The 22,189-nt window shown below is 73.2% G+C and carries 22 protein-coding genes and 1 pseudogene; 11 read left to right on the top strand and 12 right to left on the bottom strand.

From position 1 onward, the window contains the following. Nucleotides 1-79 precede the first annotated feature (79 nt). The 7 genes from E5083_RS05720 (at nucleotide 80) to hypE (ending at nucleotide 8,074) form a co-directional block, all read left to right on the top strand. Nucleotides 80-1,789, top strand: a complete 1,710-nt coding sequence (locus E5083_RS05720; protein WP_135784502.1) for an enoyl-CoA hydratase-related protein — start codon at nucleotides 80-82, stop codon at nucleotides 1,787-1,789. Beyond that, on the top strand, nucleotides 1,786-2,373 hold the full coding sequence (locus tag E5083_RS05715) for a hydrogenase maturation protease (RefSeq protein WP_135784501.1): 588 nt from the start codon (nucleotides 1,786-1,788) through the stop codon (nucleotides 2,371-2,373). Before E5083_RS05720 ends, E5083_RS05715 begins: the two co-directional genes overlap by 4 nt. Before the next feature lie 60 nt (nucleotides 2,374-2,433). Then, complete coding sequence (gene hypB, locus E5083_RS05710) at nucleotides 2,434-3,183, top strand: hydrogenase nickel incorporation protein HypB (RefSeq protein ID WP_135784500.1); 750 nt, start codon at nucleotides 2,434-2,436, stop codon at nucleotides 3,181-3,183. Continuing rightward, nucleotides 3,180-5,528: a carbamoyltransferase HypF gene (gene hypF / locus E5083_RS05705; RefSeq protein ID WP_135784499.1), complete on the top strand. Its 2,349-nt coding sequence runs from the start codon at nucleotides 3,180-3,182 to the stop codon at nucleotides 5,526-5,528. The genes hypB and hypF overlap by 4 nt, the downstream gene beginning before the upstream one ends. Nucleotides 5,529-5,575: 47 nt before the next feature. Beyond that, entirely contained in the window at nucleotides 5,576-5,866 is a 291-nt protein-coding gene (locus E5083_RS05700; protein ID WP_086695079.1) for a HypC/HybG/HupF family hydrogenase formation chaperone, read from the top strand. After that, on the top strand, nucleotides 5,863-7,008 hold the full coding sequence (gene hypD / locus E5083_RS05695) for a hydrogenase formation protein HypD (protein ID WP_135784498.1): 1,146 nt from the start codon (nucleotides 5,863-5,865) through the stop codon (nucleotides 7,006-7,008). The genes E5083_RS05700 and hypD overlap by 4 nt, the downstream gene beginning before the upstream one ends. 76 nt (nucleotides 7,009-7,084) lie before the next feature. Then, nucleotides 7,085-8,074, top strand: a complete 990-nt coding sequence (hypE, locus tag E5083_RS05690) for a hydrogenase expression/formation protein HypE (protein WP_244317452.1) — start codon at nucleotides 7,085-7,087, stop codon at nucleotides 8,072-8,074. A 56-nt stretch (nucleotides 8,075-8,130) separates the two neighbouring features. Here hypE and hypA read toward each other — a convergent pair whose 3' ends face one another. The 9 genes from hypA to E5083_RS05645 all read right to left on the bottom strand — a co-directional run bounded on the left by hypA (nucleotide 8,131) and on the right by E5083_RS05645 (nucleotide 15,387). After that, the gene (gene hypA, locus E5083_RS05685) at nucleotides 8,131-8,478 is read right to left on the bottom strand and encodes a hydrogenase maturation nickel metallochaperone HypA (protein ID WP_135784496.1); all 348 of its coding nucleotides are present in this window, start codon (nucleotides 8,476-8,478) and stop codon (nucleotides 8,131-8,133) included. A 7-nt stretch (nucleotides 8,479-8,485) separates the two neighbouring features. Next, complete coding sequence (locus E5083_RS05680; protein ID WP_135784495.1) at nucleotides 8,486-8,686, bottom strand: hypothetical protein; 201 nt, start codon at nucleotides 8,684-8,686, stop codon at nucleotides 8,486-8,488. Between the two features lie 20 nt (nucleotides 8,687-8,706). Next, nucleotides 8,707-8,913 (bottom strand): hypothetical protein, encoded by a 207-nt coding sequence (locus tag E5083_RS05675; protein WP_135784494.1) that lies wholly within the window; start codon nucleotides 8,911-8,913, stop codon nucleotides 8,707-8,709. 36 nt (nucleotides 8,914-8,949) lie between these two features. Next, nucleotides 8,950-9,534, bottom strand: a complete 585-nt coding sequence (locus E5083_RS05670; protein ID WP_135784493.1) for a DUF5947 family protein — start codon at nucleotides 9,532-9,534, stop codon at nucleotides 8,950-8,952. Further along, a complete protein-coding gene (locus E5083_RS05665; RefSeq protein WP_135784492.1) occupies nucleotides 9,531-10,103 on the bottom strand; it encodes a NifU family protein in 573 nt (190 codons plus the stop codon). Before E5083_RS05665 ends, E5083_RS05670 begins: the two co-directional genes overlap by 4 nt. Continuing rightward, nucleotides 10,096-11,889, bottom strand: a complete 1,794-nt coding sequence (locus E5083_RS05660; RefSeq protein WP_135784491.1) for a nickel-dependent hydrogenase large subunit — start codon at nucleotides 11,887-11,889, stop codon at nucleotides 10,096-10,098. Before E5083_RS05660 ends, E5083_RS05665 begins: the two co-directional genes overlap by 8 nt. 70 nt (nucleotides 11,890-11,959) lie before the next feature. Beyond that, complete coding sequence (locus E5083_RS05655; protein ID WP_135784490.1) at nucleotides 11,960-13,051, bottom strand: NADH-quinone oxidoreductase subunit B family protein; 1,092 nt, start codon at nucleotides 13,049-13,051, stop codon at nucleotides 11,960-11,962. A gap of 51 nt (nucleotides 13,052-13,102) precedes the next feature. Further along, nucleotides 13,103-14,602 (bottom strand): hypothetical protein, encoded by a 1,500-nt coding sequence (locus E5083_RS05650; RefSeq protein WP_208753978.1) that lies wholly within the window; start codon nucleotides 14,600-14,602, stop codon nucleotides 13,103-13,105. A gap of 128 nt (nucleotides 14,603-14,730) precedes the next feature. Next, nucleotides 14,731-15,387, bottom strand: a complete 657-nt coding sequence (locus tag E5083_RS05645) for a DedA family protein (RefSeq protein WP_135784489.1) — start codon at nucleotides 15,385-15,387, stop codon at nucleotides 14,731-14,733. Nucleotides 15,388-15,602: 215 nt separating this feature from the next. Here E5083_RS05645 and E5083_RS05640 point away from each other — a divergent pair, with 215 nt between their 5' ends. Beyond that, complete coding sequence (locus tag E5083_RS05640) at nucleotides 15,603-17,162, top strand: hypothetical protein (protein ID WP_135784488.1); 1,560 nt, start codon at nucleotides 15,603-15,605, stop codon at nucleotides 17,160-17,162. Here the strand turns inward: E5083_RS05640 and E5083_RS05635 are convergent. Then, nucleotides 17,129-18,151 carry a LysR family transcriptional regulator gene (locus E5083_RS05635; RefSeq protein ID WP_135784487.1) on the bottom strand — a complete coding sequence of 341 codons (1,023 nt, stop codon included), beginning with the start codon at nucleotides 18,149-18,151 and terminating at the stop codon, nucleotides 17,129-17,131. The two genes, E5083_RS05640 and E5083_RS05635, sit on opposite strands and share 34 nt — an antisense overlap. A gap of 209 nt (nucleotides 18,152-18,360) precedes the next feature. Between E5083_RS05635 and snpA (E5083_RS05630) the strand changes: the two genes are divergently transcribed. Both snpA (E5083_RS05630) and snpA (E5083_RS05625) read left to right on the top strand, forming a co-directional pair. Next, nucleotides 18,361-19,029, top strand: a complete 669-nt coding sequence (gene snpA / locus E5083_RS05630; RefSeq protein ID WP_135784486.1) for a snapalysin — start codon at nucleotides 18,361-18,363, stop codon at nucleotides 19,027-19,029. A 223-nt stretch (nucleotides 19,030-19,252) separates the two neighbouring features. Beyond that, on the top strand, nucleotides 19,253-19,924 hold the full coding sequence (snpA, locus tag E5083_RS05625; RefSeq protein ID WP_135784485.1) for a snapalysin: 672 nt from the start codon (nucleotides 19,253-19,255) through the stop codon (nucleotides 19,922-19,924). Nucleotides 19,925-19,988: 64 nt separating this feature from the next. Here snpA (E5083_RS05625) and E5083_RS05620 read toward each other — a convergent pair whose 3' ends face one another. Then, nucleotides 19,989-20,858: a DMT family transporter gene (locus tag E5083_RS05620; RefSeq protein ID WP_135784484.1), complete on the bottom strand. Its 870-nt coding sequence runs from the start codon at nucleotides 20,856-20,858 to the stop codon at nucleotides 19,989-19,991. Nucleotides 20,859-21,056: 198 nt separating this feature from the next. On the opposite strand from E5083_RS05620, the gene E5083_RS05615 reads away from it, so the two are divergent. Beyond that, nucleotides 21,057-21,833: a LamG domain-containing protein gene (locus E5083_RS05615; RefSeq protein WP_135784483.1), complete on the top strand. Its 777-nt coding sequence runs from the start codon at nucleotides 21,057-21,059 to the stop codon at nucleotides 21,831-21,833. On the opposite strand, the pseudogene E5083_RS32205 reads toward E5083_RS05615, so the two are convergent. Further along, nucleotides 21,766-22,095 (bottom strand): annotated as a pseudogene (locus E5083_RS32205) (hypothetical protein); the annotation flags it as partial. The gene E5083_RS05615 and the pseudogene E5083_RS32205 overlap by 68 nt on opposite strands. Nucleotides 22,096-22,189 lie beyond the last annotated feature (94 nt).

Below are 22,189 nucleotides of genomic sequence, written 5' to 3'. Positions count from 1 at the left end.
CGGAAGTGGCCGCGAGCGGGTGAGGAAACGTTCCGATGGTCCTACATGACGTCCGGAACATGGACGAATATACGGTCTCATGGACATTTTGCTGGTCGCCAGCGCGTTCAACAGCCTCACTCAGCGCGCCTACGCCGAACTCTCGGACGCCGGACACCAGGTGGACGTCGTCCTCGCCACGCACGGTCCCGACCCCGTCCGTGCCGCCGTACGCGAGAGACGCCCCGAGCTGATCGTCGCGCCCATGCTGAAGAGCGCGCTCCCCGAGGACGTGTGGCGGGAGCACACCTGCCTGATCGTGCATCCCGGCCCGCCGGGGGACCGGGGCCCCTCCTCGCTGGACTGGGCCGTGGACGGGGAGGCCGGCCAGTGGGGCGTCACCGTGCTCCAGGCCGAGGCGGGCATGGACGCGGGCGCCGTCTGGGCCGACGAGCCCTTCGCCGTACCGGACGCCGGAAAGAGCGACCTGTACCGCAACGAGGCCGCCGACGCCGCCATGACCGCCCTGCACCGGGCCGTACGCCGGTACGCCGACGGCGACCACAAGCCCCGCCCCCAGACCGGCGACTGGCCCGAGGTCGTCTGGCGCGACTACTTCCGCCAGGACCGGCGCCGCATCGACTGGGAGCGGGACGACACCCGTACCGTGCTGCGCAAGCTGCGCGGCGCCGACTCCCAGCCGGGCGTGCTCGACGAACTCCACGGCCGCGAGGTCTTCCTGCACGGCGGCCACCCCGAGGACCAGCTCCGCGGCCGCCCCGGCGACCTCCTCGCCACCCGCGCCGGAGCCGTCTGCCGCGCCACCCGCGACGGCGCCGTGTGGATTCCCGAGCTGCGCCCCCGCAAGAACTCCGGCGACCCGGCGCCCTTCCGCCGCCCCGCCGCCACCGTCCTCGCCTCCTGGACCGCCCCGCACACCCCCGCGCTGCCCGAGATCCCGGCCCCGCTCGACCTGCCCGCCGCCCGGCGCACCTTCGCCGACGTCCGCTACCGCGAGCGGGGCGGCACCGGCTTCGTGAGCTTCTCCTTTCCCGGCGGCGCGATGAGCACCGACCAGTGCCGCAGACTCCTGGCCGCCTACCGGTACGCCCTCACCCGCCCGACCTCCGTCGTCGTCCTCGGGGGCGCCCGCGACTTCTTCTCCAACGGCATTCACCTCAACGTCATCGAGGGCGCTCCCGACCCCGGCGAGGAGTCCTGGCGCAACCTCAACGCCATGGACGACGTGGTGGAGGCCGTCCTGCGCACCACCGACCGGCTGGTGATCGCCGCGCTCGCGGGCAACGCGGCCGCCGGAGGCGCCATGCTGGCCCTCGCCGCCGACGAGGTGTGGTGCCGCACCGGCGCCGTCCTCAACCCGCACTACCGGCGCATGGGCCTGTACGGCTCCGAGTTCTGGACGTACACCCTGCCCCGCCGCACCGGCCCCGAGACCGCGCGCCGCCTCACCACCGAGGCCCTGCCGGTGAGCGCCGCCCGAGGGGTCCGGCTCGGCCTGGTGGACCGTCTCGTCCCCGCCGCCCCCGGCGAGTTCGCGGGCACCGTCGAGGCCATGGCCGCCGAGGTCGCCGCCGCCCCCGGCCTGGCCGGCCGGATCGCCGCCAAGGCCGAGGCCCGCCACGCCGACGAGGCCGTACGCCCCCTCGCCGAGCACCGGCGCGACGAACTCGCCCGGATGCACGCCATCTTCTTCGACCGCCACGCCCCGTACCACGCCCTGCGCTCGGCCTTCGTCCGCAAGGTCCCCGCCGCCGGCACCCGCCCCCTGCACCCCGGAGAGGGCCGATGAGCACCCCCGAACCCCTGCTGGTGGCCGGCGTCGGCAACATCTTCCTCGGCGACGACGCCTTCGGCCCCGAGGTCGTCCGCGCCCTCGAACAGCGCCCCCTCCCGCCCGGCGCGCACGTCCGGGACTTCGGCATCCGGGGCATGGACCTCGCCTACGCCCTGCTCGGCGGCTGCGCCACCGCCGTACTGGTCGACGCCGCGCCCCGGGGACAGCGCCCCGGCACCCTCTCCCTGGTCGAGGCCGAACCGCCGGACGGCACGGTCGTGCCCGAGGCGCACGGCATGGACCCGGAGAAGGTACTCGCCCTCGCCACCCACCTCGGCGACGAACCGCTGCCCCGCGTCCTGGTCCTCACCTGCGAGCCCGCCGTGGTGCCCCGCCCGGACGAGGACATCGCCCCCGGCCTCAGCGAACCGGTGCGCGAGGCCGTCGGACGGGCCGTCGACGCGCTGCACACCCTGATCCCCGTCCTGCTGGCCGACCCGGCCGCGCCCGCGCCCCCGTTGGGCCGCCCGATGGAATCCGGGCCCCCGCACGCGGCTGCGCTGCCCGGCGTCGGGGCGGGCGGACCCGAAGATCGGTGAGACCCCTGGGCCGTGCCCCGGCACGGCCCAGGCCCCCGATCTTCGCGAGGAGCTGTGCCCATGTGCCGGTCCGACGTCAAGCAGGCCGTCCTGGCCAAGAACGACGATCTCGCCGCCCGCCTGCGTGAGGACCTCACCGAACGGGGCGTCACCGTCGTCAACCTGCTGTCCAGCCCCGGCAGCGGCAAGACCGAACTCCTCGGCCGCATTCTGGCCCGCGCCGTCCAGCGCGGTGTCCCCGTGGCCGCGCTCACCGCCGACCTCGCCACCGAGAACGACGCCCAGCGCCTTGCCCGCTCCGGCGCCCCCGTCCAGCAGCTCCTCACCGACGGGCTGTGCCACCTGGAGGCCGGCCAGGTCCGCGACCGCCTCGACGGCTGGCTCCCCGCCGACACCGAGGTGCTGTTCGTGGAGAACGTCGGCAACCTCGTCTGCCCGGCCTCCTACGACCTCGGCGAGACCCTGCGGATCGCCCTGATGGCCGTCACCGAGGGCGAGGACAAGCCGCTGAAGTACCCCACCGCCTTCGGCTCCGCCCACCTGGTCGCCATCACCAAGACCGACCTCGCCGCCCCCGCCGGCTTCGACGAGGCCGCCTTCCGCGCCAACGTCCAGCGGGTCAACCCCGGCGTGGAGACGGTACGGACCTGCGCGCGTAGCGGAGACGGCGTCGACGCCCTGCTGGAGCGCGCCCTCGCCGTCCGCCACGCCCCGCCCGCCCACCGCCCGCCGCTGGCCCCCGGACCGCACGGCCACTCCCACGGCGGCCACAGCCACGACCACGACCCGGCCGCAGCCCCCCTCGCATGACGGCCCCCGCGACGGGCCGGGTGCGCCGCCGGCTCACCGTGCGGGGCACGGTGCAGGGGGTCGGCTTCCGGCCCCATGTGCACCGGCTCGCCGCCGAGTACGCCCTCGCCGGGTTCGTCGGCAACACCGCCGACGGCGTCCTCGTCGAGGTCGAGGGCCCGCTGCCCGACGTGGAGCGGTTCTGCGAGGCGCTCGCCGGACACCCGCCCCCGCTCGCCTCGGTCACCGCCATCGGCCACCAGGACCTCCCCGCCACCTGCACCGGCGGGACGTTCACCATCCAGGCCACCACGGAACACACCACCGGCCGCACCCAGTTGCCGCCCGACACCGCCGCCTGCGCCGACTGCCTGCGCGAACTCGCGGACCCCGCCGACCGCCGCCACCGGCACCCCTTCGTCACCTGCACCCACTGCGGCCCCCGCTTCACCATCGCCACCGCGATGCCGTACGACCGCGCGGCCACCACCATGGCCCGCTTCCCGATGTGCCCCGCCTGCGCTCGCGAGTACGGCGACCCGCTCGACCGGCGCTTCCACGCCCAGCCCGTCGCCTGCCCCGACTGCGGCCCCGGACTGAGGCTCGTTCCCGCCGAGGGCACCGGAGCGCGCCCGGCCCGCGACGCCGACGCCCTCGCCCAGGCGCGGGCCCTGCTCGCCCGGGGCCGTATCGTCGCCGTCAAGGGACTCGGCGGCTACCACCTGGCCTGCGACGCCACCAACCCGCGTGCCGTCGCCACCCTGCGCGCCCGCAAGGCACGCGGCGGCAAGGCGTTCGCGGTGATGTGCGCCGACCTCGCCACCGCCGAGAGCGTCGCCCACCTCACGGACGCCGAGCGGGCCGCGCTCACCGGCCCGGAACGCCCCATCGTCCTGCTGCGCGCCCGTACCCCCGGCGACGGCCCCCGCCTCGCCGACCAGATCGCGCCCGGCAGCCCGCACCTCGGCGTCCTGCTGCCCTACACCCCGGTGCACACCCTGCTGTTCGGCCTGCCCGGCGACCCGCCCGGACCCCGCGTGCTCGTGATGACCAGCGGCAACCGCTCCGGCGAGCCCATCGTCACCGACGACGCCCAGGCACTCATCCGGCTCGCCGGACTGGCCGACGCCTGGCTCACCCACGACCGCACGATCGCCGCCCCCTGCGACGACTCCCTGCTCCGCGTACGCACCGACGGCACCTCCCAACTCCTGCGCCGCTCACGGGGATACGTACCCCGGCCACTGAACCTCCCGGTGCCGGTGCGGCCCGCCCTCGCGGTCGGCGGGGACCTGAAGAACGCGCTCTGCCTCGGGGAGGACGACCAGGCGTGGTTCGGCCCGCACATCGGGGACATGGGCGACCTCGCCACCCTGGACGCCGCCCGCCGCGCCGAGGCCCACCTCGCCGCCCTGACCGGCGTCACCCCGCGCCTGATCGCCGCCGACCGGCACCCCGGCTACCAGTCCACGGCCCACGCCCGCCGCCGCGCCGCCGAGGCCGGACTGCCCGCACCGGCGCTGGTCCAGCACCACCACGCCCACATCGCCGCCGCCCTGGCCGAACACGGCATGGACGGCACCACCCCCGTCATCGGCGTCGCCTTCGACGGCACCGGGTACGGCGACGACGGCACCGTCTGGGGCGGCGAGGTCCTGCTCGCGGACTACACCGCGTACCGCCGCTTCGCCCACCTCGTCCCCGCCCCGCTGCCCGGCGGGGACGCCGGTGTCGCCAACCCCTGCCGGCAGGCGCTGGCCCGGCTCTGGGCGGCCGGTATCGACTGGGCGCCGGACGTGCCCAGCGTGGCCGCCTGCACCGACACCGAACGCGCGGTACTAAACGGCCAGTTGACCCACGGCATCGCCTGCGTACCGACCAGCAGCATGGGCCGTCTCTTCGACGCCGTCGCCTCCCTCACCGGCGCCTGCCATCGCGCCGGCCACGAGGCCGAGGCCGCGCTCGCCCTGGAGGCCCTCGCCCTCGAAGCACGGGACGCGGACAACGGGGAGTACGCCTTCGGCTTCGCACCCGGACCGCGGGCCGACCCCGCCCCGGTGCTGCGGGCCCTCCTCTCCGACCTGCGCCGGGGTGCGCCCGCGCCCGTGCTCGCCGCCCGCTTCCACCGGGGCGTCGCCGGAGCCGTGGCCGGGCTGTGCCGACGGGCCCGCGAGGCCACCGGTCTGACCACCGTGGCCCTGACCGGCGGGGTCTTCGCCAACGCCCTGCTGGAGGAGGACAGCACCGCCCGGCTCACCGCCGACGGCTTCACCGTCCTGCGGCACGGCCGGGTGCCGCCCAACGACGGCGGCCTCGCGCTCGGCCAGCTCATGGTCGCGGCCCATGTGCCCCGGCCGGCCCGCTGATCCGCCGACCCGGCCATCAGCCCACCCCAGACGAGACGGAGTGACCCATGTGTCTTGCAGTGCCCGGCAAGGTCGTCGCCATCGACGAAGGCGCCGACCCGCTCACCGGGCTCGTCGACTTCGGCGGCGTGCGGAAACAGGCGTGTCTGGAGTATCTGCCCGATGTACGGGTGGGGGAGTACGTCATCGTGCACGTCGGCTTCGCCCTGCAGAAGCTCGACGAGGAGTCGGCCCGCGCCTCGCTGGAGCTGTTCGAGCAACTCGGGCTGCTGGAGGAGGAGTTCGGGGACGCCTGGGAGCAGGCCGAGCGGCAGGGAAGCGGGAGTGAGAACCGGTGAAGTACATCGACGAGTTCAACGACCCCGCGCTGGCCCGCCGCCTGCTGGACGAGATCCGCGCCACCGTCACCCGGCCCTGGGCCCTGATGGAGGTGTGCGGCGGCCAGACCCACTCCATCATCCGGCACGGAATCGACCAACTCCTGCCCGACGAGGTCGAGTTGATCCACGGGCCGGGCTGTCCGGTGTGTGTCACCCCGCTCGACGTCATCGACAAGGCCCTCGCGGTCGCCGCCCGTCCCGACGTGATCTTCTGCTCCTTCGGTGACATGCTCCGGGTGCCCGGCACCGACCGCGACCTGTTCCGGGTCAAGGGCGAGGGCGGCGACGTACGCGTGGTGTACTCCCCGCTCGACGCGCTCGAACTGGCCCGCAAGCACCCCGAGAAGCAGGTGGTGTTCTTCGCCATCGGCTTCGAGACCACCGCACCCGCCAACGCCATGGCCGTCCACCAGGCCCGCAGGCTCGGCCTGGACAACTTCAGCCTGCTGGTCTCCCACGTCCGGGTCCCCCCGGCCATCGAGGCGATCATGACCGCCCCCGAGTGCCGGGTACAGGGCTTCCTCGCCGCCGGGCACGTGTGCAGCGTGATGGGCACCGCCGAGTACCCCGAGCTGGCCGAGCGGTTCCGGGTGCCGATGGTGGTCACCGGGTTCGAACCGCTGGACATCCTGGAGGGCATCCGCCGCGCCGTGCACCAACTGGAGCGCGGCGAGCACCGGGTGGAGAACGCCTACCCGCGTGCCGTGCGCGAGCAGGGCAACCCGGCCGCGCTGCGCATGATCGAGGACGTCTTCGAGGTCACCGACCGCAACTGGCGCGGCATCGGCCCGATCCCGGCCAGCGGCTGGCGCCTCGCGGAGGCGTACCGCGCCTACGACGCCGAGCACCGCTTCGACGTCACCGGCATCCGCACCGAGGAACCCGCCGTGTGCCGGGCCGGAGAGGTGCTCCAGGGCCTCATCAAGCCCACCGAGTGCGAGGCGTTCGGCACCGCCTGCACCCCGCGCACCCCGCTCGGCGCCACCATGGTCTCCAGCGAGGGCGCCTGCGCCGCCTACTACCTGTACCGCCGCATGGAAGGCGGGCCCGCGCCGCGCGGATCGCGCATCCCGCGTAAGGAGATGAACCCCGTTGGCTGACCTCACCGAAGCTCCGGCGATCGACCCCGCCAACTGGACGTGCCCCGCCCCCCTGCGCGACCAGGGCGTGGTCGTGATGGGCCACGGCGGAGGCGGCGCCCTCTCCGCCGAGCTGATCGACCAGGTCTTCGCCCCCGCCTACGGCAACCCCACCCTCGCCGGGCTCGCCGACTCCGCCGTGCTCCAACTCGGCGGCGCACGGCTGGCGTTCTCCACCGACTCCTACGTGGTGCGCCCGCTGTTCTTCCCCGGTGGCTGCCTCGGTGACCTCGCCGTCAACGGCACGGTGAACGACCTGGCGATGAGCGGCGCGAAGCCCGCCTATCTGTCCACGGCGTTCGTGCTGGAGGAGGGCGTCGAGATCGCCGTCGTCGACCGCATCGCCCGCGCCCTCGGCGCCGCCGCCCGCGCCGCGGACGTCACCGTAGCCACCGGCGACACCAAGGTGGTCGAGTCCGGCCACGGTGACGGCGTCTACGTCACCACCGCCGGCGTCGGGCTCGTCCCCGACGGCGTCGACATCCGCCCCCAGCGCGCGCGGCCCGGTGACGCCGTCCTCGTCAGCGGGCCGATCGGGCTGCACGGCGTCGCGGTGATGAGCGTGCGGGAGGGGCTGGAGTTCGGCGTCGAGATCGCCTCCGACACCGCGCCGCTCGCCGGCCTGGTCGCGGCCATGCTCGCCGTCACGCAGGACGTGCACGTCCTGCGCGACCCCACTCGCGGCGGCCTCGGCGCCTCCCTCAACGAGATCGCCCGCGCCTCCGGCACCGGCGTCCGGATCACCGAGCGGGCCGTGCCGGTGCCGGACGAGGTGGCCAACGCCTGCGGGTTCCTCGGCCTGGACCCGCTGTACGTCGCCAACGAGGGCCGGCTCGTCGCCTTCGTACCCCGCGAGCACGCCGACGCCGTACTCGCCGCCATGCGCGCCCATCCGCACGGCGCCGGGGCCGCGCTGATCGGGGAGTGCGTGGCCGAGCACCCCGGCATGGTCACCGTGGCCACCGGGCTCGGCGGTACCCGTGTGCTCGACCTGCCGCTCGGGGAGCAGCTTCCGCGCATCTGCTGAGCACACGAACCGGCCCCGCCCCCAAGAGGGACGGGGCCGGTTCGCGCGTGCGGGGGTCAGGGCACCGCCTCCACGGCGGTGATCTCCAACTCCCGCCCGCTGCGCAGGTCCTGCGACGGCTGGTCGCAGGCGGGGCACCAGAAGAACGGGGGCATGCCCACCGCGAACTCCTCCGCGCACCCGCCGCACCAGGCCACCGCCGTCACCTGCTCCACCACCAGATCGGCCGAGGCGAGCGAGGTGCCGTCACGGGCCACCTCGAAGGCGAAGTGCAGCGCGTCCGGCACCACGCCCGCCAGCTCACCCACCCGCACGGTCACCGAGGAGACGTCCCCGGCGCCGTCCGCGCGGGCGATCTCCCCGGCCTGCTCCACGATCGCGGTCGCGATCGACAGCTCGTGCACCGGTGCCTCACGGGTACCGGCGGAGCGCGCGGCGGCCGCCGGTCATCCGATAGATCTTGATCTCCCGGATGATGCCGGGGACCTCACTGACGACCAGCAGCAGCGTCAGACCGGCGAGCACGGCGGCCTGGGCGACGAGCACCCGCCGCCCCGTCCACAGGGTCCGCTCCGTCTCCTCGACGGCTCGCGCGGCTTTTGCGATCTTCATGGCGCTCACTTCCTGCCGTCTCATCCCGGTGGGATGTTCGGCATGACGTCGAGGATGGCGTTGTGCCGCTTGGTACGGACACCCGTGGAGCGGCGCGAGTCGGCGGTGCCGTCCTCGTGATGGCCCACCTGCTCCTGATAGGGGCCCCTGTTGCCCTCGTGCAGACCCCGCACGTGGGTCGGCGTGTCCGGCTTCACCTGGGGACGGCCCACTCTGATCCTGCCCATGATCGTCTCCTCTCTGGGCTCACGAACCTCTGGGCTTCACGAACGCTCGGTGAGCTCCGCGAAGAACCGTTCGACGGCCGGCCACACCCGGCCGCCGCCGGACAGCCCCTGCCACTCCGCGCGGACCAGGGCCACCATCCGGAAGCAGTCGTCGACGGGCACGATCCAGTGCTCCTCCTGGCCGCGCACCGTGTTGACCAGCAGCGCCTCCACGTCGGGTACCACGGAGGCGAGCGGCGGACACGCGGCGGCCAGCCCCCGCCAGGCATCCGCGTCCACCTCCCACCGCATGGCCCCGGCCGGGCTCGGCCCCTGCGCGGTCACCGTGCCGTCGGCGCGCGGCACGAAGAACACCAGACCCACCGGCACCCCCAGCGCCGCCGTGTCCACCGGCGCGAGTCGCACCCGGCGCCGGGGCACCAGTTGATACCGGCCGCCGCCCGACCCCTGCTCGGCGAAGAGCACCGAGCAGGGACCGCAGACACAGCGGACCTGGTCGGCCGCCGCCTCGAACAGATGCGGATGCTCCTCGGCCACCGGCGCGGCACACAGCTCGCAGGTCTCGGGCCGACCGGCCCCGGCCGGACCGGAGCGGATCAGCCGGGCCAGCGCCCCGCTCACCGCGCCTCCTGCGGACGCTCCGCCCGGCGCGTGGTCAGCGTGGCGAGCGGTACGAACGCCGGCGGCTTGGCCCGCTCGGCCGTGACCGCCTCCACCGCCCGCAGCTCCGGAGCCGCGGCCAGTACGGTCGCCCGCACCACCTCGGTGACGTCCCCGCCACCCCCGCCGCACCCCGAGCCACAGCCACCGCCGCCGGAGTCGACCCGCACGCGGGCCACCTCGCCCTCGACGCCCAGCCACTCCAAGTCGCCGCCGCGCTCACGCACCGCAGGCCGCAGCCGCTCCACCGCGCGCTCGGCCCGCCGTTCCGGCGGCTCGGGGTGCAGGGAGTGCAGCACCAGCAGATGCGCCAGCAGCTCGTCGCCGGCCACCCGGTCCAGCAGGGCGGCGTCCGCGCCGTCGAGCATCCGGGCCAGCGCCTCCCCGTACACCTCGGTCAGCAGGCCCACCGACTCCAGGGCCTCGGCGGACAGTTGGCCACTGCCGGACTCCAGCCGCTCCAGCAGCTCGTCCAGCCGGGCGAGCCGGGCCTCCACCGCCGGGTCGGCGAGCCGGGCGCCGTCAGCCATGGCTGGCGCCGTAGGTGGGGGAGTGCACGACGTCCAGCGTCTTGCCCTTGCCCATGTACATGTGGACACCGCACGGCAGACAGGGGTCGAAGCTGCGCACGGTGCGCATGATGTCGACGCCCTTGAAGTCGTCCGGCCCGTTCTCCTCGAAGATGGGCTGGCCCTGGACGGCGTCCTCGTACGGGCCGGGGGTGCCGTAGATGTCGCGAGGGCTCGCGTTCCACGGGGTCGGCGGGTACGGGTGGTAGTTGGCGATCTTCTTGTCCTTGATGACCAGGTGGTGCGAGAGGACCCCGCGCACGGCCTCGTGGAAGCCGCAGCCGATCGCCTCGTCCGGGACCTCGAAGTCCTGGAACACCTTGGTCTCGCCCGCCCGCAGCAGCTCCATGGACTCCTCCAGGAACTGCAGCGCCATCGCGGCCGCGTACGCGACGAAGTACGGCCGGGCGCGGTCGCGTTCGAGGGTGTTGCTCCACTTCGGGATGGACCACTCCAGCGTGGTCTCCGGGAGCGACTCGCCCTTGGGGAGCTGGATGCGCACCTTGCCGTTCGCCGCCTTGACGTACCGGGTGTCGACCAGGCCGCTCAGCGCGGTGGACCACAGGCGGGCGAGCGGGCCGCCGCCGGTGTCCAGGGCGAGGTGCTTGTCCGTCTCCTGGTGGTACCAGCGCGGGCTCATCACCCAGCTATAGTTCCCGTCGAACTCGCGCTTCTGCGGCACCGGCACGGTCGTCTGGTTCCACGGGTGCCGCATGTCGACCGGGTTGCCCAGCGGGTCGTGGGTGACGAACGGCTGTTCGTTGACCCAGTCGTCGTAGAACGAACTCCCCAGCATGATGCGCATGTTGAGGTTGATGTCGATCAGGTTGTTGGTGACCAGCTCGCCGTCGACGATGACGCCCGGCGTCACGTACATCGCCTTGCCCCACTCGTTCATCGAGGCGTAGCGGTAGTCCACGACGGCGGGGTCCTGCCAGGCGCCCCAGCAGCCCAGCAGGATGCGGCGGCGTCCGACCTCCTCGTAGCCCGGCAGGGCCTCGTAGAAGAAGTCGAAGACGTCGTCGTTCATCGCCACCGCCTTCTTGATGAAGTCGATGATGTGCATCAGCCGGCTGAGGTAGTCGGTGAAGACGCTCGGCTGCGGCATGGTGCCGACCCCGCCCGGATACAGCGTGGAGGGGTGCACGTGCCGCCCCTCCATCAGGCAGAACATCTCCCGCGTGACCCGGCTGACCCTGAGGGCCTCCTTGTAGACCTCGCCCTCGAAGGGGTTGAACGCCTTCATGATGTCGGCGATGGTCCTGAAGCCGTGGATCTCCCCGCGCGGGGCATCGGTGCGCTCGGCGCGGGCCAGCAGCGTGGGGTTGGTCGCCTTGACCATGGCCTCGCAGAAGTCCACGAACACCAGGTTGTCCTGGAAGATCGTGTGGTCGAACATGTACTCGGCCGCCTCGCCGAGGTTGGTGATGTGCTCGGCCATCGGCGGCGGCTTGATCCCGTACGCCATCTGCTGGGCGTAGTTGGAGCAGGTGGTGTGGTTGTCCCCGCAGATACCGCAGATGCGCGAGGTGATGAACCCGGCGTCGCGCGGGTCCTTGCCCTTCATGAACACCGAGTAGCCGCGGAACAGCGACGAGGTGCTGTGGCACTCGGCGACCTCGCGGTTGGCGAAGTCGATCTTCGTGTAGATGCCCAGGTTGCCGATGATCCTGGTGATCGGGTCCCAGGACATGTCCACGAGCTGTGCGGGTTTGCGCCCCGTGGGCCGGGATTCGGTGGTCGTCATCTGCGGTACTGCCCCTCGCTGTCGGGGTGGTGCGGGTGGGGTGGGGGGTGCTGCGGTGGCCGGACCGGTGTCAGGGACGCCAGTACGGGTCGTAACCGCTGGTGAGCTTGCGCTTCTTGTGCCGCCACTTGGGCTCGTGGTTGACCATCTCGTTGGTCACGCCGCGCAGCCGGCGCACGACCGCCCCGTACGGCTTGATGACCAGGGAGGACAGGGTGCCGCCGGGGGGCTCGTCCATGAACGGCATGAACGCGTCCGGGAAGCCGGGCATGGTGCACCCGATGCAGATGCCGCCGACGTTCGGGCAGCCGCCGATGCCGGCCATCCATCCGCGCTTGGGCACGTTGCAGTTGACCACCGGACCCCAGCAGCCGGTCTTCACCAGGCACTTGGGGGAGTTGTAGTCGAGGCCGAAGTCGCCCTGCTCGTAGTACGAGCCGCGGTCGCAGCCCTCGTGGACGGTCTTGCCGAACAGCCACTGTGGCCGCAGCATGTGGTCCAGCGGGGGCGGCGGCGCGTCGCCGGCGGCGTGCTGGAGCACCCAGATCAGGGTCTCCATGAAGTTCTCCGGCTGGATCGGACAGCCGGGCACGTTGACGATGGGCAGCCCGGCCGTCGACTTGTAGTCCCAGCCCAGGTAGTCCCCGAGGCCCATGGAACCGGTCGGGTTGCCCGCCATGCCGTGGATGCCGCCGTAGGTGGCGCAGGTGCCGGCCGCGACCGTGGCCCACGCCTTCGGGGCGAGCTGGTCGATCCACCAGTTGATGGTCTGCGGCTGCCCGGTCGCCGGGTCGTTGCCGAACGACGTCCAGAAGCCGTCGCCCTCGATGATGTCCTGGTTGGGCACCGAGCCCTCGATGACGAGGATGAACGGGGTGTCCAGCTCGCCGCGCGCCGCCGCCCGGTAGGGGGCGAGGAAGTCCTCGCCGCCCAGGCTCGGCGAGAGCACCTTGTTGACCAGGTTGACCTTGGGCAGGCCGGGGATCAGGCCGAGCACCACGTCCTCGATGGAGGGCTGCATGGCCGCCGTCAGGGAGACGGTGTCGCCGTCGCAGCTCATCCCCTCCGAGATCCAGAGGATGGTGATCTCGTCTATCCCCTTATGTTCCTCGGATCGCTGGATGCGCTCACGGGCCGCGGTGGTGTGGCTCTCGGTGGTCATGTCGCCTGCCTTCGCTGCGGTCGGTCGGCCGCTGGGGAGTGGGTGTCGCCGTCAGGGGCGTCCGGGCTCGGGTCCGGCGGGGGATCGGGGTCGCGGCTCGGCGCCGTCCCCGAGGGGCTCGAGTTCGTCCGGCCGGAAGTAGTGGAAACGGCCGTACCAGCCGTGCAGTTCGGCCGCCGGATCGTCGTCGACGGTCACCGCCAGGTGCACGCTGCCGTCCACGTCGTGGAAGACCGCGGCCACCTCGGCGGTCCGTCCGACCAGGAACATGTCCTGGGCGTCCGCCCCGCGCAGCCGGGGGTTCAGCCGCACCCGGCTGCCGGTGCCGAGCGGGACGCCGTCCACGGTCACGGTGTCCGTCGTCGGGGACAGCCCGGCGTCGCCGCCCTCCTGCCACCAGGCGGGCCGCGCCTCGGGGGCCTCGGCGGCCTCCTTGGCCGGGGCCAGCGAGCGGATCGCGCCGTGCAGGTTGGCGAACACCTCGGGCGGCATCGTGTCGACCCGGTCGAGGATGCGGGCGGCGCGCGGGTCGGTGGCCCGCGCCTCGGCCTTCTCCTCGTCGGTCAGCAGCATGGTGCGCAGCGTCAGGATCTCGTCGATCTCCGCCGCGTCGTGCAGATCGCCCGGACTCTCCGGCGCCACCTGCGGATGGTCCGGCAGGATGATCGGCGCGGAGAGCAGTACGGGCCCGGTGGCGCCGTCCGCGCTCTCCCCGGCCGGTCCGCCCAGCACCGGGAAGGTGAAGGCGCTGCGGCAGCCGCGCGCCCGGTCCCGCAGCGCGGCCGGCGGGTCGGTCTGCGACACGAACTCCAGCCCCTCCCCGCCCAGCAGGGTGTGCGCGGCGAGCAGCGCCTGCCGCAGCGCCTCGGCACGCGGGGCACGGGCCTCCGGCGCCTCGCCCGCGTTCTCGGTACGCACGCACAGCCGGTACAGCCCGTCCGCCAGCTTCTCGGCCGCGACCGTGGTGTGCGCCCGTACGTGCTCACGGCGGCGCACCACCCGCCCGGCGCCCAGTTCCCCGGTCTCCACGGCCGGCGGCGCGGAGACGTCGGCGGTGCACGGGCCGCGCAGCAGCTCCGCCAGCGGCCACGCCAGGTCCACCTCGTACGGGACCGCCTCGTCGAAGCTCAGATGGGCCGTGCCGTCGGCCCCGCGCAGCGACTCGACCGGCCGGTACCGGCCTTCGCTCAGCGCCTCCACCTGCTTGTGCTGGAGCTGGAGGTAGCGCACCCGCACCCGCAGCACCGCGCCCGGAGCGGCCCGTACCAGGCACTCGGTGCGCTGGTACCAGGAGTCCGCCGAACCGGAGATGCCCTCGGTGACCGGGCCGTCCGCCTCCACCCAGGTACGGGGGAGCAGCACCCCGAACTGCCAGCGGACCCGGTTCTTCGCCGAGGAACGCCGGTAGGGGTAGAGCAGGTAGCCCTCGTACAGCACGGCGTCCGCGACCGCGCCCACCTGAGCGAACGGATCGCCGGACAGTCCCTCGGGGATTTCCTGGCCGGGCGCCGCGGCACACGCGGTGCCGCCCTCGCCTCCCGTGTCAGCCATGCCGCCTCCTCGACGCCGGTGCATGGGGCCATGTCTCCCACCGTGCTCCACCACCGTCACACCGCTCACGCGGCCTCGCCCCTTAGGCGGACCCCGGTTGAGCCGGGCGGGTGACGCGCGAGGGCCGGTCAGTCGCCGGTGTCGCCGTGGCCCTCCTCGCTCCGGCGGCGCCGGGAGCGGACCACCTCCACCAGGAGCGGCAGCAGGGAGATCACGACGACCAGCGCGATCAGCGGCAGGAGGTAGTCGTCGACGTGGTCGACCGACGCGCCCAGCGCCCAGCCGGCCAGGACCAGGCTCTGGGACCACAGCACCCCGCCGACCGTCTGCCAGATGGTGAAGACGCGCGTCGGCACCCCGAGTGCCCCTGCGGCCGGATGCAGCACGGAGCGCAGCATCGGTACGAACCGGCCGATCACCAGCGCCTTGCGGTATCCGTACCGGGCCAGCAGGCGCTCCGCCCGCGCCACGCCCTCCTTGACCCGGTGGCTGGAGGTACGGGTGAGCAGCGCCCGGCCGCCGTGCCGCCCGATCAGGAAACCCACCTGGGCGCCCGCCACCGAGCCCACGGCCGCACAGAGCATCACCTGCCACAGCACCAGCCGGGGCGGCTGCCCGCCGTGCTGGACCGCGCAGAGCACCCCGGCCGGGAACAGCAGCGTGTCGCCCGGCAGGAAGAAGCCGACGACCAGCAGCCCGGACTCGGCGAAGGTCACCGCCAGCACACCCAGGGCGCCGAAGGCGGCCAGCAGGGACGCGCTGTCCGTGGGGTTGACGGCGTTCACCCGCCCATCGCCTCCCGGCCCGCCGATCGGTCGTCCGGCATCCAGTCTCACGTGAACCGCGCTCACGCGCCCGCCGCGCTGTCCGGCGTACACACGCATGCGTGGTGTGCACACCCTTGCGCGGTGTGTACCCCTTCGCGCACACCCTCTGTCGTGCACCCGACACCCGCCGTAGACTCGCGGGGAGCGCGGGGCGGTTGACGGGGGGAGCCGACATGCCGGAAGCGCCGTACGGTCCGTACCAGGGGTTCACCGTTCCGCCGATGCCGTCCGGGCCACCGCCCGCGCCGCCGAGCGCGCTGCGCGCGGCCGCCGTGGCCCTGCTGAACCTCAGCGGACTCGGCCTCGGCTACGCCCTGCTCCGAAGATGGGTCCCGCTGGCGCTGTGCCTGGCGGCCACCGCCGTCCTCCTCTTCGTCGCGCTGCCCGCCGACGCCGACGGCCTGCCCACCGGGGTGCTGGTCGGCTACCTCGTCGTCCTGCTGCTCGCCGCCGCCCACGGCGCCCGCCTGGGACTGCGCACCCCGCTGTCCCTCCGCGCACCTCTCGCCCTCGTGCTGGGCCTGGTGCTGCTCGCCGTACCGGCCGGCGGCGCGCTCTGGTACGACGGTGCCCGCGCCGAGGCCGAACAGCAGGCGCTGCTCGGCAAGCTGGAGAAGGCCGACGACCTGGTGGCGGCGGCCGGACGGCACACCTTCGCCGCCTCCCGCGCCGACTACCGCTCGGCCCTCGCCGTCTACCGCGACCTCGCGGTGGACCACCCCGGCTCACGCGCCGCCGACCGCGTCCCGGCCCGGCTGCGCGCCTACTACTCGAGCGTCGGCGCCGCGTACGGGCGGGGCGAGTACTGCGTGGCCGTCGAGCCCCTCCAGTTCCTCCGTACGGTGCCGCGCACCATGCCCGCCGACCGGCTCGGCTCGCTCACCCACTGGCCCGACGACCGGCTGGCCACCTCGCTCTACGAGTGCGGCAAGGCCGACCTGGGCGACGGCGGGGAGGCATGGGTCGACCGGTTCCGTGAGCTGCTCGCGGACTTCCCCGGTTCACCGGCCGCCGCCAAGGTGGTGCCGGCCGCCGACGCGGCCGTACGGAGCGCGCAGCAGGGGGTCGGCGGGAAGACGCCCTGCACCGCCGTGGACCGGCTGCACACCCTGGACACCCGGCTCACCGACCTCGCCGCCTCGGCCGGAAACGCCTCCACCGACCTCACGGCGGCCGCCGCCCGCGCCGGGCGGGGCGGGGACGCGGGCGCCTACGAGTGCGGGGTGGACCAGTACCAGGACGGCGACTTCGCCGAAGCGCGGAAGAGCATGCAGGCTTATGTCTCCGACACCAAGAGCGGCGGCAAGCGGGAGAGGGCCAAGAAGATCGCCATAGCCGCCGAGGTCGCCCAGACCCTCCCGGCCGCCGGGAAGAAGCTGCCCACCACGGCCTCCGGCGGCAGCATCTCCGTCACGGTGAAGAACGACAGCCCCCACGACATCACCGTCCTCTACACCGGCCCGGTCACCGGCAGCTTCACCCTCAAGGCGTGCGGCGGCTGCACCGCGTACTCCCTCACCGCGACCATCACGCCGGGCTTCAAACCGTGCTCCGACAGCGGGCGGAACTACCCGCAGCGCACCATCCAACTGCCCACCGGAACCACGTACTTCGTGCACCAGCCCCAGGGCACCGGCACCGGCTCGCCCGCCTCCGACACCGCGCGGCTCAGGTCGGGCTATGTGTACACCGAATGCGCCTACACCACGCGGACGTTCGGGTCCGGTACCTGAGCCGGTCCCAGGTCCGGGCGCGGCACGGTGACGGTGCCGCACAAGGCCGGGTTGCCCGGCTCCGGGCCGCGCTCCAGCCAGTCCCGGTACGCGGGCGCCTGGTGGGCCACCTCCCAGTAGGCGTCGGCCAGTTCCTCGAAACCCCGGTCGAGGTCGGTCTCGGTGCGGGCCGCGAGCAGCAGCCGCACCCCGATCGGGTCGCCGTGCAGCGGGCGGATGGCGAGGTCGGAGCGGGGGTGCGCGGTGGGCTGGCTGACGGTGACCACCTCGCCGGTGGCGGCCAGCGAGTAGGCGGTGAGGTAGTCGCCGTGCAGCAGGTCCGGCTCGATCCCGGCCTCGCGCAGCACCCGGCAGATCGCGTCCCACTCGCCGTCCACCGTGGAGTCCACCATCCAGCGGTCCTCGGCCAGCTCGGTGAGCCGCACCTCGCTGCGGGCCGCCGCCGGATGGTCGGCCGCCAGCGAGACGAACTGCGGCTCCCGTTCCACCAGCACCCGTAGGCGCAGCCCCGGCGGGACCCGCAGCGGGCTGCCCTCCACCTCGTGCACGAAGGCCAACTCCAGCGCGCCCTCGGCGACCTGGCGCAGCAGGGCATTGGCGGAGGCGTCCATCTGGAGCGAGGGCTCGGCCGCCGGGACCCGGGAGCGCAGCCGGCGCAGCCAGCCCGGCAGGGCGCGGCTGGCCGTGGCGCCGATCCGCAGCCGGGGTCCGGCCGAGGCACGGGCGGCGGCCGCGCGGGCCTCGGTGACCAGGGCGTCGAGTTCCCCGACCAGCGGCCGGGCGCGGCTCAGCACCAGCCGGCCCAGCGGGGTGGCGCGGCAGCCGGTGTGGCCGCGGGTGAAGAGCGGGCCGCCCAGCGCCTTCTCGATCCGGCGCAGTTGGGTGCTCAACGAGGGCTGGGCCAGGCCGAGTTCGCGCGCCGCCTGATGCAGGCTGCCCGCATCGGCGATGGCGCACAGAACCCGGAAGTGCCTCACCTCTAGCTCCATGACGGGAGCCTAGGGCGGGTTTGCATGCGCACGCCAGACGCATAAATCACCGCGCACCGCCACGAGTTGCCGGTGATAGCCCGGTGCTATCGCAACTTGCCATTAGCCGAGGCCTGTTGATCTATCCAAGACTCGGAAGCAGCCGGTCGTTCACCCCCACTCGAACGACGGGCCACCCCCACACGCATCGAAAAGAGGAGCACCCCCACATGTCGTCCTCCCGCATGCCCGCGAAGAGCACCAGAATGATCGTCGCCCTCGGTCTCGGCGTGGCCGCCGCCACGTTCGGCGCCGCCGCCCCGGCGTCCGCCCAGCCCGCCCCCGTCGCCGCGCACGCCGGATACACCGGCTCGGCCCAGGAGGCGGCGAACAACCAGGCGTTCTTCGACGCGGTCCTGAAGTCGGTCGCCGAGAAGCGGGCCGACAATCCGGGCCTGAAGTCGGTCACCATCACCTACAACCCGTCGGCCGCGCCGAGCTTCAGCTCCCAGATATCGAGCGCCGCCTCGATCTGGAACAGCTCCGTCTCCAACGTGAAGCTGTCCGCCACCTCCGGCACCGGTGACTTCTCCTACCGCGAGGGCAACGACTCGCGCGGCTCCTACGCCTCCACCGACGGCCACGGCAGCGGCTACGTCTTCCTGGACTACGCCCAGAACCAGGAGTACGACTCGGTCCGCGTCGTCACCCACGAGACCGGCCACGTCCTCGGCCTGCCGGACCACTACGAGGGTCCGTGCAGCGAGCTGATGTCCGGCGGCGGCCCCGGCCCGTCCTGCACCAACTCCAGCCCGGACGCCAACGAGCGCGCCCGGGTCGACCAGCTCTGGGCCAACGGCTTCGCCAAGGCGCTGGCCAAGGTGAACCAGGCCCGCTGACCCCTCAGCACGCCCGGCCGTACCCCCGGACCGCGGATCGTCGCCCCCACGCGACGGTCCGCGGTCCGTCGCGTCCCCCGGCTCCCGTGCGGTCCTGCCGATAGGTCGCTGCTATCCCAACTTGCCATCATCCGGACGCCGTTGACCTGCCCGAGACTCAGGGGCAACCGGCCGTTCACCCCCATACGGACGGCCCTCCCCACGTACGAAACGAGGACCCCACATGACGTCGTCCCGTACGTCCGCCAAGACCGTCAGATCCCTCCTCGCCCTGGGTCTCGGCGTGGCCGCCGCCGCGTTCGGCGCCGCCGCCCCCGCCTCCGCCCAGCCCGAGCCCGTGGCCGCCCCGCACGCCGGGTACACCGGCTCGGCCCAGGAGGCGGCGAACAGCAAGGCGTTCTTCGACGCGGTACTGAAGTCGGTCGCCGAGCAACGGGCCGAGAACCCGAGCCTCAAGGCCGTCACCGTCTACTACAACGCCAGCCAGGCGCCGAGCTTCCGCTCGCAGATCTCGAGCTCCACGTCCATCTGGAACAGCTCGGTCTCCAACGTCAAGCTCGCCTCGACCACCGGCACCGGCAACTTCTCCTACCGCGAGGGCAACGACTCGCGCGGCTCCTACGCCTCCACCGACGGCCACGGCCGGGGCTACGTCTTCCTCGACTACGCGCAGAACCAGCAGTACGACTCGATCCGGGTCACCGCGCACGAGACCGGCCACGTGCTGGGCCTGCCCGACCACTACAGCGGCCCGTGCAGCGAGCTGATGTCCGGCGGCGGCCCCGGCACCTCCTGCACCAACCGCTACCCGAACGCGGCCGAGCGCTCCCGCGTCAACCAGCTCTGGGCCAACGGGCTCGCCAAGGCGCTGGCCAAGGTGAACCAGGACCGCTGAGGGTCCTCCTGACACGCGCGGGCCGTCGTCCACCGGGTGGACGACGGCCCGTTCGCGTGCGGGCTCAGTCGTCCGAGCCAGGCGGCGGACGCTCGATGAGGTTCTGCACCGCCCGGCTCAGCACCAGCACACCGCCGACGATGAGGAGCGCCCCCAGCGCCTCCGGCACCAGCCACCAGCCGGTGCGGATGCGCTCGTGGAAGAGGAAGACACCCAGCGCCAGGCTGACCACCGCGTCCCCGATGGTCAGCGCCGGCTGGGCGGCGGCCAGCGGGCCCGCCTGGAGGGCGTTCTCCAGCAGCAGCACCGCCGCCGTGCCCGCCAGCGCGAAGCCGTACGTCTGCCAGGCCGTGATGAACGCGACGAAGCCCTCGTCGGCGAACGTGCCCGTGGCCGACTTCAGCAGAGCCGCCGTCAGCGCGTTGGCGATCGCGGAGCCCGAGGCCAGCAGCGCGGCGCGGCCGGTCGCCGGACGCTCGTGCCGGGCCAGCAGCGTGACCACCACCACCGCCCCCACGCACAGCACCAGCGCCGGGACCCAGCGGGTCAGCGACGCCTGGTCACCGGCCCCGTGCGGCGAGGCCGCCGCCAGCAGCACGGCCAGGCCGACCACCACCCCGCCGACCCCCCACCAGCCGTAGCGGGGGAGGTGCCGGTGCAGCAGCGGGCCGACGATCAGCAGGGCGAACGGCAGCTCCAGGATGAACAGCGGCTGTACCAGCGCCAGCGGCCCGTTGACCAGCGCCAGACTCTGGAACACCGCCGCGCCGATCACCCCGGCCATGCCCAGCACCCACGCCGGGCGGCGCACCAGCTCGGCCAGCAGCTTGAAGCCGCTGCGCTCGCTGGTGGAGGCCGCCTTGCGCTGGAACGCCGTACCCATGGCGTTGCTCGCGGCACCCGCGACGGCGAAGGCCGCGGCCAGTTCGATCACTGCATTTCTCCCGCCTGCGTAAAGGCTATGAAAAGCCTACGAAAGCCCTGCCCCGCGCGCCGCCGGGCCGCGCCGGGCACACCCGTCCGCGCGAGGCTCTGGCCGAAGCTTGGGCGCGTATTCACTCGTTCGGGTTCTTTCTGTGCTGATGTCCGGGTCTGGGTGTGTGGCGTGTCGCTGGACGGAGAGAAAACGGGCATGGACGAACCGAATCCGGGCAGCCCCCTCCCCGGTCCGCGGTCCGCCGCCGCTTCCGACGTGGTGTTCACCGCCGACTTCACGTCCGAACGGCAGTGGGTGGCAGGCCGGTCCTGGGCCTATCCCAACGGCGGCCCGGTCAATCCGGGCGACGACAAACTCGACTACCTGGTGGCCGACCCCGACTTCAGCCGCTCGGGCGTCTTCCGGGCCAGACGCAGACCGGACGGCCGGTGGAACACCGGACTGCTCACCACCGAGGGCAGCCGGGACGGCTTCGAGGTCCGCACCGGCGACATCCTGGAGGCCCGCGTCCGGCTGCCCCGCGAGATCGGCGCGTGGCCCGCCATCTGGACCTGGCGGGACGGCGGCCAGGAGGTCGACATCTTCGAGTACCACCCCGACAACCCCGACCTGCTGGAGTTCACCAACCACGTACGCGGCAGCAACCGCTACTTCCGCGACGACATGATCAGCCCCGGCGCCTGGCTCGACCTGCGCACCGAGTTCGGCGCCCGCTCGGTGGTCTGGTGGGCCAACGGCCGACGGGTCTTCGACGACCAGCGCGGCACCGGGCGCAACTGGCACGCGTACCTCATCGTCAACCTCTCCGTCTGCGGCGGGCGCTACCATCCGCCGCCCCGCCGCGAGACCTCGGAGATGTCGTACACGGTGAGCAGACTCGTCGTCCGCCGCCCGAACACCGGTCTCACCGCCCAGTCCCAGGTCGCCACCGCCGAGGAGGAGGGAGCCGACGAGCAGAGAGCAGAGGCGTGACGCACCAAGCCAACACCAGGACCCGGCCCGGTACGCCGGGCAGCGGGTGGCGGTGATCGGCGGCCTTCGCCGCAAAGGCGAGCGCGAGGCACCCCAGCAGCCCGGCGGCGGGAACGATCCGTGCCGGGCGTCCCTCCCCAAGGGACAGCGTGAGCGCGGAGGCGTTGGCGACGGCGTAGTAGAAGAGCACGCCGAACGACGAGAAGCCGACCGCGCCGCGCACGTCCGTGAAGGCGGCAGGCACGACGACGACCGCGCCCACCCAGCAGCGCCGAACCAGCAGCCCGTGCCGCGGGAGCCAGCGCCGCGAACACTCCGGCGCCGATCAACCCCACCAGCCCGCCTTCACCTCTGGC

Origin of the sequence: Streptomyces bauhiniae (genome assembly GCF_004784475.1) — a bacterium.
GTDB lineage: Bacteria > Actinomycetota > Actinomycetes > Streptomycetales > Streptomycetaceae > Streptomyces > Streptomyces seoulensis.
Note: the sequence above shows the minus strand (reverse complement) of the source record. Positions and strands in the feature narration are given on the sequence as shown.